Below are 15,548 nucleotides of genomic sequence, written 5' to 3' on the forward strand. Positions count from 1 at the left end.
ACATGTCTATCCTCTCATGCTCCACTTATCTATTTTCATTAAAACCATCTCCTTTTATTCCATATACAAAATCTATTCTATCATATATCACATATATAAATCAAGTTTTTATTATATATAAAAACAGACAGATCATAATCTGTGCAAACATACCTTATCACAAATTATTTTCTGCCCATATTTCAATTTCTCTCATTGATTTTTCCAGTTCTTTTCCTTTTTTGGTCAGCTCATATTCCACTTTTACAGGTATTCTGGTATATACATTCCTCTTCACCAGCTGGAGCTGTTCCAGCTCTTTCAGCCGTTCTGCCAGAACCCTGTCACTCAGTTCGGGGATATTTCTTCTTATATCAGTAAATCTCATAGGATCTTCCAACAGAGTGTACAATACCAGTCCAGACCATTTTTTCCCCAGAATCTCAAAAGCTTTATGTATTTTTATAAATACCACTTTTCTACCCCCTCTGAATCACATTGCTTATACCATATTTTATAGTTTTGTCCCCAAAATGTAAATACCATAAAAAGAGTATATCATACATATAAAAAAGTATTTTTTGTCAAAATTTATCTTATAAAAAGTAAGTTAATAATTATTTTATACCGAAATTAAAAAATGTCTCTTTATATCTACAGAAATCTACTTTTTTATTGTGTATTTTTTCGCTGTTAAAATGTTTAAATTACACTCTAAAAAGAATTTTTATTTCATATCTGTCTGTTTTTTATGTATCTAAAATTTATGATTTTTTTATATCTTCATGACAATATCAGCCTATTTATAAATTATATAATTGAAAATATATTTATATTTGACTTTTAGGCTCTAAAGTCGTACAATAAGATGAATTTTTCAAACACATGTTTTTTACATATAAATTTATAAAAGGAATATTGATCTACAATGATAAAATTTAATGTCAGGTTTCAATTTAATTTTACCAATATCATAAATAAGAATGTAAAGTCTATTTCAAAGCAGGCGCATTCTTATTTTGACGACCGTATAAAAAACATTGATGATTTTATTTCTGAAAGACAGGACTGGTTCAATAATCTCAACTTTGATTTTGACCTTAATAAAAATATAAAGGCCTTTTCTAAACATGCCTCTTCTTATTTTGATGACAGCCTGAGCTTCATAAATGAAAAATTTGAAAATTCCAACATAAAAATTTTATCAAAACAAGCGTATTCATATTTTGATGAACGTGTAAAAAATATTGATCTTATAATTTCTGAGAAACAAAACTGGTTATCCCAAAAAACAAACAAAATTACTGATTTAATTAAAAAAAATCATGTTTTAGGCAATAGAAAGATTATACTTATTGAAAATAAACATGCCGGCTACATTTTAGAAAAACTGGATAATTTTCACTTTGTAAATCGTTCTGATTTCCCTGTATTTTTCTTAATTAAATTTATAAGAAGACTTTTGGAACTGGCAAAATTAGCCATACTTATGTCTTTGTCAAAAAAGAATCTTTATTCTTTTGAAGTGACTCAGATAAAAATCGTAAGGGCTCCGCCTTTTATTTAGATTATCCGTAAAATTATTTTAAGTAGGAGGAAAAATGAAAGGAATTCGTATAGGAAAATATAATATAGATATGCCCATTGTCCAAGGAGGTATGGGTGTAGGAGTGAGCTGGGACCAACTGGCAGGTACTGTTTCTTCACTTGGAGGACTTGGTACTATTAGTGCAATATGCACAGGTTACTATAAAAACATGCAGTTTATAGATAAACAGGTAGACGGGAGACCGCTTGATACTGAAAATACTTACTCTGCGAGAGCTCTTGAAGAAATTTTCAAAAATGCGAGAAAAATATGCGGTGACAAACCGCTGGCGTGTAATATTCTGCATGCTATTAATGATTACCAGAGAGTAGTAAAAGATGCCGTGAAAGCCGGTGCTAATATAATAGTTACAGGAGCAGGACTTCCATTGGAGCTCCCTTCACTTGTAGCGGACAATCCTGACGTGGCAATTGTTCCTATAGTTTCATCTGACAGAGCATTAAGAATCATAGCTAAAAAATGGAAACAATCAGCAGGGCGTCTTCCTGATGCAGTTATTGTAGAAGGGCCTAAAAGCGGCGGACATCAAGGTGCTAAAAAAGACGAGTTATTTTCGCCTGAACATCAGCTGGAAGCTATTCTTCCACAAGTAGTTGCTGAAAGAGACAAGCTTGGAGACTTTCCTGTAATCGCTGCAGGAGGAATTTTCGATAAAGATGATATAGAAAAAATGATGGCTCTTGGCGCTGATGCAGTTCAGCTGGGAACAAGATTTATTGCTACCCCTGAATGTGATGCCAGTGATGAATTCAAGCAGATGCTGATTAATTCTAAAGAAGAAGATATGATAATCGTAAGTTCACCTGTGGGATATCCGGGGCGTGCAATGAGATCACACCTTACAGAGAATTTGAAACCGGAAGAAACACCTATAAAATGTATCAGTAATTGTATTTTCCCTTGTAAAAGAGGAGAAGGTGCAAGAAAAGTAGGTTATTGTATAGCTGACAGTCTTGGGGATTCGTATCTTGGAAGACTTCAAACAGGTTTATTTTTCTCAGGGGCTAATGGATACAGAGTTAATAAAATGATGTCTGTAAAAGAGCTTATTGATGAATTATTAAATGGAGCGAAATAGTAAATAATTTATAAAAAAGAGTTTTTTCATAATATTTGAAAAAACTCTTTTATTTTATCCCTTAATAAGCACCCTCACAGCCTCCACAGCTGTTTTTATAGCTAATTCCGTATCATCTGCAAAGACATTCTCAAGTCCGAGCTTTTCACGCTCCTGATTAGCCACTGCAAGCAATATTGTTCCTACCCTGACTTTTCTATAACTTCCCACAGTAAATAACGCCGCAGATTCCATTTCAGAGCATAATGCCCCGCCTGCAAGATAAGCCTCCCATTTATGTTTTAAGTCACTTCCCACCGGCATTTTTTCCGGCGTATGCTGTCCGTAAAAAGAATCTTTACAGTGAACTACTCCTATATGATAATTTCTCCCAAGTATTTCCGCTGCTTTTATAAGTGCTGTCATCACTTCATGATTAGCAACCGCAGGAAATTCAAGCGGAAGATACTCCTTACTCGTCCCCTCGTTTCTTATTGCCCCTGAAGCAATTACCAAGTCGCCGCCTTTTATATTAATGTCCATTCCTCCGGCAGTTCCCACTCTTATAAAAGTGTCACCGCCTATATTGGCAAGCTCTTCAAGTGCAATTGCCGCCGACGGTCCTCCTATTCCAGTAGAACACACAGATACCTTTTCACCGTCAAGATACCCTGTATATATGGTATATTCTCTCTTTTGCTGTACTTTTACTGCATTATCAAGATACTTTGCTATCTTCGGCACTCTGTCAGGATCTCCGGGTAATAAAACATATCTGCCTATATCACCTGTTTTACACTTTATATGAAATTCACTTTTCTCAGTCATTATTCTGTTCACCCCTTTTATATGCCGATAATCTCTCCCTGATAAATTCAACAAATTTTTCCCTATTCACTCCCACGGCTACATAAGCATTTTTTTCCTTGCCGTATTTATTTTTCAGGTCTGCTACTGTTTCACCTCTTGTAAACTCTCCTTTAGTCTCCACATCCACATGACAATGCACTGTCTCGAATATTTCAGGCTTTATCAGCTGAGCCACGGCACAAATATCATGCGGAGGATCACCTGCAAAATTTTGTTTTCTGTAAAATTCCCTGTGATATCTCAGGAAATCAGCACCCAGTCTGGCCTCTTTATTTCCCAGAGCTGCTATCTCCTCTATTTCATTATCATATACCAATGCATTAAATGTCATATTTAAGCCGCTCATAATTACGGGAATTCCTGATTCAAAAAGAATTCTTGCAGCTTCAGGATCATTTGATATATTGGCTTCTGCTACCGGGGACTTATTTCCCATTCCCACTGCACCGCCCATTATAGACACTTTTTCTATTTTCTCCTTTAATTCAGGATACTTTTTCAGTGCTGTCCCTATATTAGTCAAAGGGCCTGTAGCAATTAAAGTTATTTTTTCATCACTGTTCATTGCAATTTCATAGATAGTCTCTACTGCGTTTTTATCATATGGTCTAAAATCAGTTTCCGGGAGATTTATATTTTTAAACCCGTCCTCACCATGTACATAAGGTGCAATATCAGTTTTCCCAATTGTAGACTCAAATGCTCCCATTGCTACTTTCACATCTTTCCTTCCAAGAAAATCCATAAGTCTTAATGCATTTCTGGTTGTATTTTCCACTGTGGAACATCCAAAAGCTGTGGTTATAGCTTTTATATCAAATCCTTCATAACTGAATGCAGTCAGCAGAGCTATCCCGTCATCCAGTCCCGGATCACAATCAAATATAATTTTCATACTTATCCGTCACTTTCTTTTTATGTAAAATTCATAATATTTTGGGACACAGTAAGTTTTCATAGTGGCAATAGGCATTCCAAGATCTGAATGTACTATCTCGTCAAATACTGCCAGTGACTTTGTATTCTCAGAATCAAACTTTTTCCTGTGCTCCTTTTCTACCTCAATTATCGTAAGCTTTGTTCTTATATCCATTACATTTTTTTCTACATATTCAAAAAGAGACGCCGCTATACTCTTTTTATCCTTAAAATCAATATTATACTCACTTATGTTATCATAAGGCAAAAACGCCACCATATAGCACACACGTTCTCCGTTTATATAAAAATCAATATCAAAAGCAGCTACCATTCTGGTACTTTCTATATTCAAAGCTCTCTGCAGCTTCACAGTGGGAAGCTGAAAAGCCACTTCCGCTTCTATGCCGCTGTACTCCTGAATATTACATGCAGTTGCTATTATCACTTCTTTTTGTGCTGTTTCATTTATTTTAAATTTATTATTAGTAATGAAGTTCCCTTTTCCCTGATAGTTAAAAATAATATTATCTTCCTGAAGCAGTAACAGGGCCTGTCTTAATGTTCCCCTGCTGACATTCAGCATTTTGGCAAGTTCATTTTCCCCGGGAAGTTTTTCTCCCAGTTTAAATTCACCCCTGTTTATCATACTGAATATCTCTTCATAAACAGTTACATACAAAGGAATTTTATTTTTTACTTTTTCTAAGTCCTTATTTTCTTTAGCCATGACATACCCTCTTTTTATTAAATTTTCTTATTATTGTAACATAATTGTAGCATATTAATAAAATTTAAAAAATAAAAATGAAAAGAATTTCTCAAGCGTTAAAATCAGTCGATTTTTCCAAGAGCTTCCGGTCCTTTTGATTTATTTTTTATAACCACCAATACCACCAGAGTCACCAGATAAGGGATCATTTCTATAAAATAACTTGGTATATCAAGACCTGTAAGATAAAATCTCAAAGCCTGTGCCACTGAAAATATAAAACTTGCTATCAGTGATCCCAGAGGATTCCATCCGCCGAAAATATTTGCAGCCAGTCCCATAAAACCTCTTCCTGCTGTCATGTCCTTTACGAACAGATTATTAAGCGAAATAGAAAGGTACGATCCTGCCAGTCCTGCTATTGCTCCGCTTATGACAACTGCGGTATATCTGTATTTATTTACATTTATTCCCGATGTCTGAGCAGTTTTGGGATGGTCTCCTATAGCCCGAAGTCTAAGGCCTACCTTGGTTTTATAGATCACAATATAGGAGAAAACTGCTATTATTATTGTAAAATAAAGATAAATCGACTGATTTTCAAATAATACCCTTAAAATCGGTATCTTATTTAACACAGGTATTGTCACATTAGGTACTGATTTTACTATAGGACTCTGTCCCTCGTTCTGCCAGATTATTTTCAAAAGTGTAGCAGTGATTCCCCCGGCAAATATATTTATTCCTACTCCCACTACGGACTGATGCGCCCGAAGAGCAAGACAGAAATATGCATGCAAAAATCCCATAACAGAGCATATTATCACTGAAAACAGTATTCCTACATACGGGCTGCCTGATATAAAACTTCCGTATGCCCCGCCGAATGCACCAATAAGCATCATTCCCTCAAGTCCCAGATTTATTACACCGCTTCTCTCGGAAATTGTCCCGGCTATAGCTGCAAGTGCAATAGGAATTAGTATCTGGAATGTTATTGCCAAAATATTACTAATCTGTATTTCCAAATCTGATCACCTTCTTACTGAAAATTTTGCTTATCTGCGGTGCCGCCACGAATAGTATAACCAGACTCTGTATTACTTTTATCATACTGGAAGAAATAGAGGTTTCCAGTGTCATTCTAAGAGCTCCCGAATCCAGCATACCAAAAAGCAGTGAAGTAAGTATTATCCCAAACGGATTATTTCTTCCTAATACTGCTACGGCTATTCCCGTAAAACCATATGAAGGTGAGAATGTGTCTACGAATCTGTAATATTTAGCTGTTATTTCTGTCACACCTGCCATAGAAGCTATTCCTCCGCTTAATGCCATTGTAGCTATCATTGTTATTTTGGGATTTATTCCCGCTGCCTCTGATGAAAAGAAATTCAAGCCGACTGTTCTTATTTTAAATCCAGCTGATGTTTTCCAAAGCAGTATATAGACGGCTATTATAATAAGTACAGCTACAAAGACTGCATTCGTCAGCTGTGAACTTGTCGTATAACGTACGAATCTTGCATTTTCCGATATTTGTTTTGTGTGTGCCTGCATTCCTTCATCTTTAAACGGTCCGTTTACAAGGTAAGAAGTAAAAAGCTGGGCTACATAATTCAGCATTATACATACGATTACCTCGTTTATTCCCCTTACAGCCTTTAAATACCCCGGAATAAAGCCCCATACAGCACCGCCTATGAATCCGGCAATTATTATAAGAGGGAGCAGTATTACTTTGGGAAGCCCAGGAAAAGCAAGCGCCGTAAGAACAGAACACATTGATCCTATATAAAGCTGCCCTTCTGCCCCTATGTTAAATAACCCTCCGCGTGAAGCCACGGCTACTGCAAGTCCTGTAAACATCAGAGGAATACTCATTGCTATTGTGTTATATAAAGCCCTTGTATTTCCAAAAGCTCCCTGTATGAGATAAGAATACGCCTCCACAGGAGATTCATTCATCAAAAGAATAATTACGGAACTTACTAGAAAAGCCAGTATTATAGCTATTATGGACGACCATATATCCTTTACGGATTTTATGCTCGATATCTCTTTCAAAACCAAACCCAAATCCTTTTTTTTATTTTCCATATTTTTCTAACCTTTCCCCTGCCATAAGCAGTCCTATTTCTTCTCTTTCCAGCTCTCCGGCATTCACAAGACCATTTATCTCGCCTTCATAAAATACAGCTATTCTGTCACTTAGTTTCATTATCTCGGAAAGCTCGGCCGAGATCAGAAGTATGGCTTTTCCCTGTGAACGTAATTCCAAAAGAATATTATGTATAAATTCTATTGCACCTATATCCAGCCCTCTTATGGGCTGTGCCGCTATTACCAATTCAGGACTGTGGCTTACTTCACGGCTGAGTATTACTTTCTGCTGGTTTCCTCCTGACAGATTTCCTATTGTGTGTTCCGGCCCCGGTACTTTTATATCAAATTTTTCTATCATTTCTTTACTGTAGTCTGTAAGTTTTCCATATTTTACGAATTTATTTCTGGTAAACTGACTGCTGTCCTGATACCCCAAAAGATAATTTTCCTTTATGCTGAATTCTTTCACCATTGCTCTTTTATGCCTGTCGGAAGGTATATATCCTATTCCCATTTCTCTTCGTTCATGTACACTTTTTCTCGTAATATTTTCGTTATTTATAAATATTTCCCCGTCCAAAGGCTTTCGCAGACCCATTATTATCTCTTCCAGTTCCAGCTGACCGTTTCCTTCCACACCGGCTATCCCGAGAATCTCCCCTGCCCTCACTGTAAAATCTACTTTACTTTGGGATTTCTCTAAAAGTTTCAGTCCTTTTACGGAAAGAATCACATCCCCGGCTTTCACATCTTCTTTTTTTATTTCAAAATTCACATCTCTGCCCACCATATAATATGCAAGTTCTGCGGGGCTGGTTTCTTCTTTATTCAAGGTTACTACTTTTTTTCCATTTCTCAAAACTGTTATTCTGTCAGAAAGCTCCATTGTTTCATTTAGTTTATGCGTAATAAAAATTATTGTTTTGCCGTCTTTTTTCAGGCTTTTCAATATTTTAAACAGTTCTTCCACTTCCTGCGGTGTAAGCACTGCGGTAGGTTCATCAAGAATAATAATATCCGCCCCTCTGTAAAGGGTTTTTAATATCTCCACTCTCTGCTTCACGCCTACAGACAAATTATCCACTTTTTCATCCAGTTCTATTTTAAAACTATATTTTTGTGCCAGTTCATTTATAACCTTACGGCTTTCTTTTAAATCCATAAAGAAATTTCCGTGTTCTTTCCCCAAAATGATATTTTCCAAAACAGACATCTGGCTTACAAGCATAAAATGCTGGTGAACCATCCCTATTCCTTTGTGAAATGCCTCTCTGGGGTTTGATATGGTGCTTTTCTCCCCGTTTATAAATATTTCCCCCTTATCGGGCTTATAAAGACCAAACAAAATATTCATAAGGGTACTTTTGCCAGTACCGTTTTCACCAAGCAGACAATGAATCTCGTTTTTTTCCACTTCAAAGGTAATATCATCATTGGCTTTTACACCGGGAAAGGTTTTTGTTATATTTTTCATTTCTATAACTAAAGACACTTTACTCCTCACTTTCACCTGTTTTCTAAACAAATTTCAAATAAATATTCCGGTTTATTTTGAATAAGTATTATTTTTCAAAAACTCATCTACATTTTCCGGTTTATCCGGTATAACCAATTCTCCGCTGATTATCTTCTGCTTTATTTTTTCCACTTCATCTATTATTTCCTGAGGTACTTTTATATTGCTTCCTTCAGTTGTGTATCCTACACCGTCTTCTTTCAGACCAAGTACATTCATTCCCTGACTGAATTTCCCCTCTTTGATATCTTTTATTGCGGAATATGCAGCAACATCTACTTTCTTTATCATTGTTGCTATTATATTATCCGGTGCAAGTTTATTCTGATTTGAATTCACTCCTATTGCTATAAAGCCTTTTTCCTCTGCTGCCTGAAACAGCCCTGTCCCTGATGCTCCCGCAGCATGATAGATAACATCATTTCCCTTTTGATTCATTGTACTTGCGATTACTTTCCCCGTAGACGGATCATTAAAACCTCCCACATAATCGGCTGTTACTGCATAAGACGGATTAATATATCTTATTCCCGCCATATAACCTGTATAAAATTTATTTATAAGAGGTGAATTCACTCCCCCTATAAATCCCAGCTTATTTTCACTGTTGAATTTTGGATCTATTTTCTGTTCTTTTGATAATGCGGCAAGCACACCTACAAGAAACGACCCTTCCTGTTCTTTCGCCTCATAAGATGCTATATTAGGCATATCCAATACCCCATCAATATATGCGAACTTCTGGTCAGGATATTTTTCCGCAGTTTTTTTCAGCGCGTCCATCTGTTCCTGCCCCACTACTATGATTAATGCATATTCCCCCGAACTTGCCATTGTTTCCTGTGCATTTTCCTGATCTGCCGCAGTATTCGGTTCCACATTGTTATATTTTATGCCGAAATCCGCCTCTGCCCTTTTTACTCCTTCGAATACAAGATCATTAAACGAATTTCCTCCAAGTTTTGCTTTAGTATATATAACTCCCACTTTGATGTTCCCTTTACCTGAAGCATCATCTCCGCCGCTTTCACTTTTTCCGCAGCCTAAAACTGTCAATACCATAGTCATTACCAACAACAGATACTTAAAATTCTTCCTCAACATCTTATCACCTCAAATATTTTCTATATTTCCAACTTGTTCAACAAGTTAATCAAGTTGTACAATTTAATAAGTTATACCTTATTTTTTCTATTTGTCAATATTTAATTTTTTCATATACATTAATATAACGGTTAAATAATTTTTTTATGCTGAAAACAATAAATTTCATTGACATTATTAATTTTAATGCTATAATCTTTATGTATGTTTTAATTTTTAAAATTATACTAAATTAAAAATTCAGGAGAATTTGTTATGAAAAAAAATACTATTATTGCAGTTATAGCTGCTGTGTTTGTATTCCTTCTTTTAGCAATAGGGGCTTTATCTTTTACCCTTATTTCAAACAACAAAAAGACCGCAGCCGCTGAGCAGGAAGAAAAAATGAATCAGAAAGTAGATGAGCTTGTAGAAGAAAAGCTTCAGGAAAAAAATGAAGAAGCTAAAAAAGAATCTGAAAAGAAACAGGCTGAGGAAAAAGCAGCAAAGAACAAAGCTAACTTTATCACTGCTAAAGAAGCTCGTGACGGTTATACAGAAAGAGGTGTAGCTGCCAAGCCTTTAGAATGTGAAATTACCGCTAAAGAAAAGAAAATACCAAGCAATGTAGACCAAAAAGCCGAAGGCGGAATGATTTCATGCAAGGGAGAGCAGTACAGAGTTTACATAGGAAACAACAGTGAATATAACTACTTCCAAAAAGGTGATTTTGCTACTTTTGACGTAAGATGGATCGAAAGCAATCTTTATTACTTTTATGTAGACGCTATAGGAGAATGGAATTAATAAATTTATACATAGTAACATAAAAAGAGCTTCCTATATTTGAAATTACAGGAAGCTCTTTTTTTATATAATAACTATTTATCCATGAACAGATAATACATCAGACCGCTGAGTGTAAAACCGTCTTTGATCACATTATTTTTTATCATTTCTTTTATTTCATCTTTTTTTATCCATTTTACATCTGCTATTTCATTCAGATCAAAGTCCCCGCGTTCCTTTTCCTCGTCTAATACAGCCTTTAAAACATGAAATTTCAGGTCAGTGCTTCCGCTTGCAGGAAAATATGAAAAAAGGTGCTGAATATTTTTTATATGATAGCCGGATTCTTCCCAGACTTCCCTTTCCCCTGTTTTCAAAATATCTTCGCCTTTTTCGGTTCCTCCTGCCGGCGTTTCCCATTCAGCAGTACCAAGCAGATATCTGTGTGCCTTCACGAATAATATCTCCTCATCTGCATTTTCCACAATGACAGCAACACCTTCTCTCTGGTAATTTATTACATGATAGCTTTCAATGATAGTTTTATCATTCATTTCTACCCTGTCCAGATAAAAATTAATCCAGTTGCTTTCATACATTACTTTTCTGCCAAGACGTTTCATCGCTCACTTCCTTTCATAATATTTACCCTGCTAAAAAAGCTGAACCGAAATCCAGCCTTCTTAAAAATATTGTTATAGTCTAAATAATAAAATCGTCAAAAATTACAAAAAGATATTATTTTATCATTATCAGTTCCTTGTTTGATTTATTCAGAACCACACAGCCGTCTTTTTTCACTATTACATCATCTTCTATTCTTACTCCGCTGAATCCGTCGATATATATCCCCGGTTCTATAGTGATAAGCATATTTTCTTCAAGGATAATATCTCCCATAGGAGAAACAGTAGGAGCCTCATGTATTTCAAGCCCTATTCCATGCCCTAATCCATGTCCGAAATTATCTCCGTAACCTTTTGATGCTATATAATCTCTTGCTATTTTATCAAGATCGCTGCATTTCATTCCGGCCTTCACCTGTTTTATAGCCATTTTATTAGCTTCCAGAACTATATCATAGATTTCTTTCTGCTTGTCAGAAATTTCATTTCCTACAAAAAACGTTCTTGTCATATCAGACACATAACCATTGTAATATGCACCAAAATCCGTAGTTACCAGTTCATTCATCCCGACTTTTTTATCTGAGGCTACTCCGTGCGGCAGTGCTGATCTGTAACCGCTGGCTACTATAGTATCAAAAGATCTGTTTTCTGCCCCAAGCTTTCTCTGAACATATTCCAGATGAGCAGCTATTTCTTTTTCAGTAATCCCGACTTTTATAATCTTTAAAGTTTCGCTGAATGCTGTATCTGATATTTCTATTGCCTTTTTTATATTTTCTATTTCATGATCTTTTTTTATAAGTCTCTGTTTTACTAAAGATTCACCCAAAGGATACATATTTACTTTGAATATTTCTTCCAGCTTTTTGTAATAACTGAATGTCACGTTCAAATCTTCGAATCCTAGTTTTTTTATACCAAGTTCGTCTATTTTCTCTTTTACCTTATCAAGAGAATTTCTCCCCACTTCTACAAACTTAAAACCATTTGCCTCTACCTGTTTTGTTGCCTGTTCTTTATATCTGAAGTCAGAGAAAAAGAAATTCCCCTCTTTTGCAGCAAGTGCCACTCCTGTAGTTCCGGTAAATCCTGTAAAATATCTGAGATTGTATAAATCTGTTATGAATATTGCATCCACATTCATGTTTTCCATTATTTTGTTCAACATTTTTTCCTCCTTGAGTGATTTTATTTTTATTATATCACAAAACACTTCTGATTTTATCTATATTATTTCACTTTACGAAAACAGTTCTTATTTTTCTACTTTGATTCAGGAAATTGCTGTGATATAAAAATCCAGTCTTGTGCTGTTTCCTTTTTAAGCTTCACAGAAAGTTTTTTTCCATTATTAAGCAAAAAATCCACAGTAATTCCGGAGTTTTTATCTGCACCGGCAAAATCAAACATCGGACTGTATGTGTATGTTCTGCCGTTATTTGAATTTCCTTTATAATTGTTTACAGTGGTTTTTCCTCCGGAAACAGTATTTATGCTGACTTCTCCCGTGAAACCGTCCATAGGCTTTTCTAATACAAACGAAATACTCGTCTCAGCCTTCTGACCACCGGAATAAAACGTTGTAACCCCTATTGTTACCTTTATCTCTCCGTATTTAGGGACATTAATATTGTAATCGGCATCATATGTTACCCCGTCGATATAATTCCCGTCAGCATCTGTTCCCCAAAAAGTCACTCCGCCTTTTAACGGGCCTATGCTGGGAATTCCTCCGGGAAAATGAGGTGTAGCAAAAATCATAGTAAAACCAATCAAATAAAATAATACTGTTATAACCTTATTTCTCATTCACATTACCTCTTTTCTAAATTCATTTTTATCTTTAATTTTTTATAATTATGATATGCAATATCTAATTCAGCCTGTTTTCTTATTATCTTTTCTCAAAACTGAATCCTCCCACAGTATTAAAAGCAACATTCCCAAAGCTGTTATGTCTGCAAAGACCATCATCATCAAATAAACATAAACACTTTTAGAATCACGGTCTCTCTTACTGATAACAGGAATTATTTCTTTATTATCAATAAATAATCCAAAAGAATCCACATGACCTTTTGGAAAAATCCTTTTATCCTCATCATAATAAATTTTTACTTTCTTTCCTAACAGGTTTTCTGTAATATTTCCGTTCAAATAATAATATTCCGAACTATTTTCAAACATAACCTTAGTGTATCTTACACGTGCAAGACAATTATTTTTGCAGTTTACATATATAATATCATTACGATTCACAGAGTAATCCTCCTGATCAATAACTTTTCCTCCTGCAATTGTAAGTTTCCCGGGATTCATAAGTGCTATTTTTCCTTCTGTGTATCTTACCAGATTAAATGCCCAGGTAGTCCCCAATGTTAATAATAGTGCTGTGCCAATGATTCCAAACCATTTGCAAAACTTTTTTTTCATTATTTTCCTTTCAAAACCTGTTCTGCCTGTGAAAACCACAGAAAAATCCTAATTTATTAATCACTTTTATCTTATTTTACTATACTAAATTATATTTAACAATACAATTAAAAAATTTCTTTATTATAATTTTATATTTTACTTTATATAATTTTATTCTATGATATAATATCAGATAGTCATAATAATTTTTGGAGGTAACAATGAAGAAAAGAAATTCTAAAATAATTATTTATTTTTTAGCCGCGGTATTTATATTTCTAACAGCAAATTCAGCAACTGATATTTCTGACATCAACTGTTTGAATAAAAAAACAAAAAGCAGATTTGTAAAACCTGAACTGACTGTGGGACAGGCAGGAGAAATCGCACTGAAAAAATCCGGCGGGGGAGATATTACAAAGTGTGAAATTGACTACGATGACGGATATGTTATATATGAAATTGAAGTTTTGAACAGTAATATAAAATATGAATTTGAAATAGACGGTATAACAGGAGATATTCTGGAGTCAGAATCTAAAATAAAAAACAAACCCCGGTCTTCAAAAACACTTTTGCCCAGTATGCTAAATGCTGAAGAAGCAGAAACAATTGTTCTGAATCATGCCGGTTTTACAAAATCAAATGTAAGCTTTGTTAAATTCGGCAATTACGACAAACGCGGAAAAATGTTATATGATATTGAATTTCTAACTGATTCAAAAAAATATAGTTATGAAATAGACGCTGTTACCGGACAGATTATTTCATATCATGTTAAACAAAGATAATTTCTTATAAAAATAAGGCTGTATTTTCACAGCCTTATTTTACATATATTTAAAATACTTCCAACCAGTCTTTTGATTTTTCATGTTCTCCATTTATTACTTTTTCAAATTCTTCCTGTAAAAACTTACAGAATTTTCCCGGTTTTGCTTTTTCGGAATAGTTAGGAGTTCCTATTGGTCTTCCGTCCAAAGATTCTGCATAAACTACTTTCATGGCAGTCCCTGTCACCAGTAACTCATCAGCAGAAAAAATCATTGATCTGTCTATTCTTTCTCTCTCCACAGTGTATCCTGCATGCTCTAACAGCTCTACAACAGTTCTGATTGTTATTCCTTCCAGTGCTGCTGCTCCTGTGTCAGGTATCAGAAGTCTTCCTCTATATACTACCAGAACGTTCGCCACTGCGGCTTCTACCACATTCCCGTGATCATCCATCATAAGTGCTTCGTCATAACCGTTTCTAATGGCATCACTTGTTGCCAGAAATGAATTTATGTAAGCTCCTCCGGCTTTAGCCTTTGTCGGTATAGAAGCGTCATTATATTTTCTGTATGTAGAACTCATGAATCTGACTCCTCCGTCAAATTTCACATAATCATCCATACGCAGAAAATAAATTGCCAGATCAAATTCCAGCCCCGGCTTTTTTGGTGCTATCCTTGGAGTATCACAAAATATAAACGGTCTGATATAAAAATCTCCCGATACATTATTTTTCTTTATCAGTTCACCCATTATATTTTTAAATTCTTCATACTCTATGTAATACTCAAAACCTAGCATTTTTGAAGCATTCATTAATCTTTCGTGATGCTCTCTCAGTCTGAATATTGTTGTTTTCCCGTTTCTGCAATATCCTCTGATGCCGCCAAAAGCAAGAGTTCCATATTGCAGACTATTTGCCGCTATACTTATCTGTGCTTTTGCAAACTCGGTTATATTCTTTCTAAAATAAGCATATTCCATAAAATCTGCTGTTTCAGCCATATTTTTCTACCTCCTTGTATAATATGTTTGTAGTTAAAAAAGCTAAATTAACTACTTAAAATCTTTGTTACTTTATGTAATAATTA

17 protein-coding genes are annotated in these 15,548 nt (G+C 35.0%); 4 read left to right on the forward strand and 13 right to left on the reverse strand.

Annotation, left to right across the window (positions count from 1 at the left end; translation table 11 throughout):
* Window positions 1-157: 157 nt before the first annotated feature.
* Entirely contained in the window at window positions 158-454 is a 297-nt protein-coding gene (locus tag NK213_RS11705; protein WP_253349343.1) for a winged helix-turn-helix transcriptional regulator, read from the reverse strand.
* A gap of 453 nt (window positions 455-907) precedes the next feature.
* Between NK213_RS11705 and NK213_RS11710 the strand changes: the two genes are divergently transcribed.
* Window positions 908-1,546: a hypothetical protein gene (locus NK213_RS11710; protein WP_253349345.1), complete on the forward strand. Its 639-nt coding sequence runs from the start codon at window positions 908-910 to the stop codon at window positions 1,544-1,546.
* Between the two features lie 34 nt (window positions 1,547-1,580).
* The gene (locus NK213_RS11715) at window positions 1,581-2,666 is read left to right on the forward strand and encodes a nitronate monooxygenase family protein (protein ID WP_253349347.1); all 1,086 of its coding nucleotides are present in this window, start codon (window positions 1,581-1,583) and stop codon (window positions 2,664-2,666) included.
* A gap of 54 nt (window positions 2,667-2,720) precedes the next feature.
* On the opposite strand, the gene udp is transcribed toward NK213_RS11715, so the two are convergent.
* The 7 genes from udp to NK213_RS11750 all read right to left on the reverse strand — a co-directional run bounded on the left by udp (window position 2,721) and on the right by NK213_RS11750 (window position 9,871).
* On the reverse strand, window positions 2,721-3,473 hold the full coding sequence (udp, locus tag NK213_RS11720; RefSeq protein ID WP_253349349.1) for a uridine phosphorylase: 753 nt from the start codon (window positions 3,471-3,473) through the stop codon (window positions 2,721-2,723).
* The gene (locus tag NK213_RS11725) at window positions 3,466-4,410 is read right to left on the reverse strand and encodes a nucleoside hydrolase (protein ID WP_253349351.1); all 945 of its coding nucleotides are present in this window, start codon (window positions 4,408-4,410) and stop codon (window positions 3,466-3,468) included. Before NK213_RS11725 ends, udp begins: the two co-directional genes overlap by 8 nt.
* A gap of 9 nt (window positions 4,411-4,419) precedes the next feature.
* A complete protein-coding gene (locus tag NK213_RS11730; RefSeq protein WP_253349353.1) occupies window positions 4,420-5,163 on the reverse strand; it encodes a GntR family transcriptional regulator in 744 nt (247 codons plus the stop codon).
* Between the two features lie 104 nt (window positions 5,164-5,267).
* Entirely contained in the window at window positions 5,268-6,173 is a 906-nt protein-coding gene (locus NK213_RS11735) for an ABC transporter permease (RefSeq protein ID WP_253349355.1), read from the reverse strand.
* Window positions 6,157-7,245 carry an ABC transporter permease gene (locus NK213_RS11740; RefSeq protein WP_253349357.1) on the reverse strand — a complete coding sequence of 363 codons (1,089 nt, stop codon included), beginning with the start codon at window positions 7,243-7,245 and terminating at the stop codon, window positions 6,157-6,159. Before NK213_RS11740 ends, NK213_RS11735 begins: the two co-directional genes overlap by 17 nt.
* Window positions 7,235-8,743: an ATP-binding cassette domain-containing protein gene (locus tag NK213_RS11745; protein ID WP_253349359.1), complete on the reverse strand. Its 1,509-nt coding sequence runs from the start codon at window positions 8,741-8,743 to the stop codon at window positions 7,235-7,237. Before NK213_RS11745 ends, NK213_RS11740 begins: the two co-directional genes overlap by 11 nt.
* Window positions 8,744-8,797: 54 nt before the next feature.
* Complete coding sequence (locus tag NK213_RS11750) at window positions 8,798-9,871, reverse strand: BMP family protein (RefSeq protein ID WP_253349361.1); 1,074 nt, start codon at window positions 9,869-9,871, stop codon at window positions 8,798-8,800.
* Between the two features lie 255 nt (window positions 9,872-10,126).
* Between NK213_RS11750 and NK213_RS11755 the strand changes: the two genes are divergently transcribed.
* Complete coding sequence (locus tag NK213_RS11755; protein ID WP_253349363.1) at window positions 10,127-10,657, forward strand: hypothetical protein; 531 nt, start codon at window positions 10,127-10,129, stop codon at window positions 10,655-10,657.
* Window positions 10,658-10,731: 74 nt separating this feature from the next.
* Here NK213_RS11755 and NK213_RS11760 read toward each other — a convergent pair whose 3' ends face one another.
* The 4 genes from NK213_RS11760 to NK213_RS11775 all read right to left on the reverse strand — a co-directional run bounded on the left by NK213_RS11760 (window position 10,732) and on the right by NK213_RS11775 (window position 13,701).
* Complete coding sequence (locus NK213_RS11760; RefSeq protein ID WP_253349365.1) at window positions 10,732-11,262, reverse strand: NUDIX hydrolase; 531 nt, start codon at window positions 11,260-11,262, stop codon at window positions 10,732-10,734.
* 115 nt (window positions 11,263-11,377) lie between these two features.
* Window positions 11,378-12,436, reverse strand: a complete 1,059-nt coding sequence (locus tag NK213_RS11765) for an aminopeptidase P family protein (RefSeq protein WP_253349368.1) — start codon at window positions 12,434-12,436, stop codon at window positions 11,378-11,380.
* 95 nt (window positions 12,437-12,531) lie between these two features.
* Window positions 12,532-13,077, reverse strand: coding sequence for a hypothetical protein (locus NK213_RS11770; protein ID WP_253349370.1), 546 nt, complete (start codon window positions 13,075-13,077; stop codon window positions 12,532-12,534).
* Between the two features lie 69 nt (window positions 13,078-13,146).
* On the reverse strand, window positions 13,147-13,701 hold the full coding sequence (locus NK213_RS11775; RefSeq protein WP_253349372.1) for a hypothetical protein: 555 nt from the start codon (window positions 13,699-13,701) through the stop codon (window positions 13,147-13,149).
* A 203-nt stretch (window positions 13,702-13,904) separates the two neighbouring features.
* Between NK213_RS11775 and NK213_RS11780 the strand changes: the two genes are divergently transcribed.
* Window positions 13,905-14,474 carry a PepSY domain-containing protein gene (locus tag NK213_RS11780; RefSeq protein ID WP_253349374.1) on the forward strand — a complete coding sequence of 190 codons (570 nt, stop codon included), beginning with the start codon at window positions 13,905-13,907 and terminating at the stop codon, window positions 14,472-14,474.
* Window positions 14,475-14,523: 49 nt separating this feature from the next.
* Here the strand turns inward: NK213_RS11780 and NK213_RS11785 are convergent, their stop codons facing one another.
* Window positions 14,524-15,462 carry an aminotransferase class IV gene (locus tag NK213_RS11785; RefSeq protein ID WP_253349375.1) on the reverse strand — a complete coding sequence of 313 codons (939 nt, stop codon included), beginning with the start codon at window positions 15,460-15,462 and terminating at the stop codon, window positions 14,524-14,526.
* Window positions 15,463-15,548 lie beyond the last annotated feature (86 nt).

The organism is Sebaldella sp. S0638 (assembly GCF_024158605.1).
Taxonomy (GTDB): Bacteria; Fusobacteriota; Fusobacteriia; order Fusobacteriales; family Leptotrichiaceae; genus Sebaldella.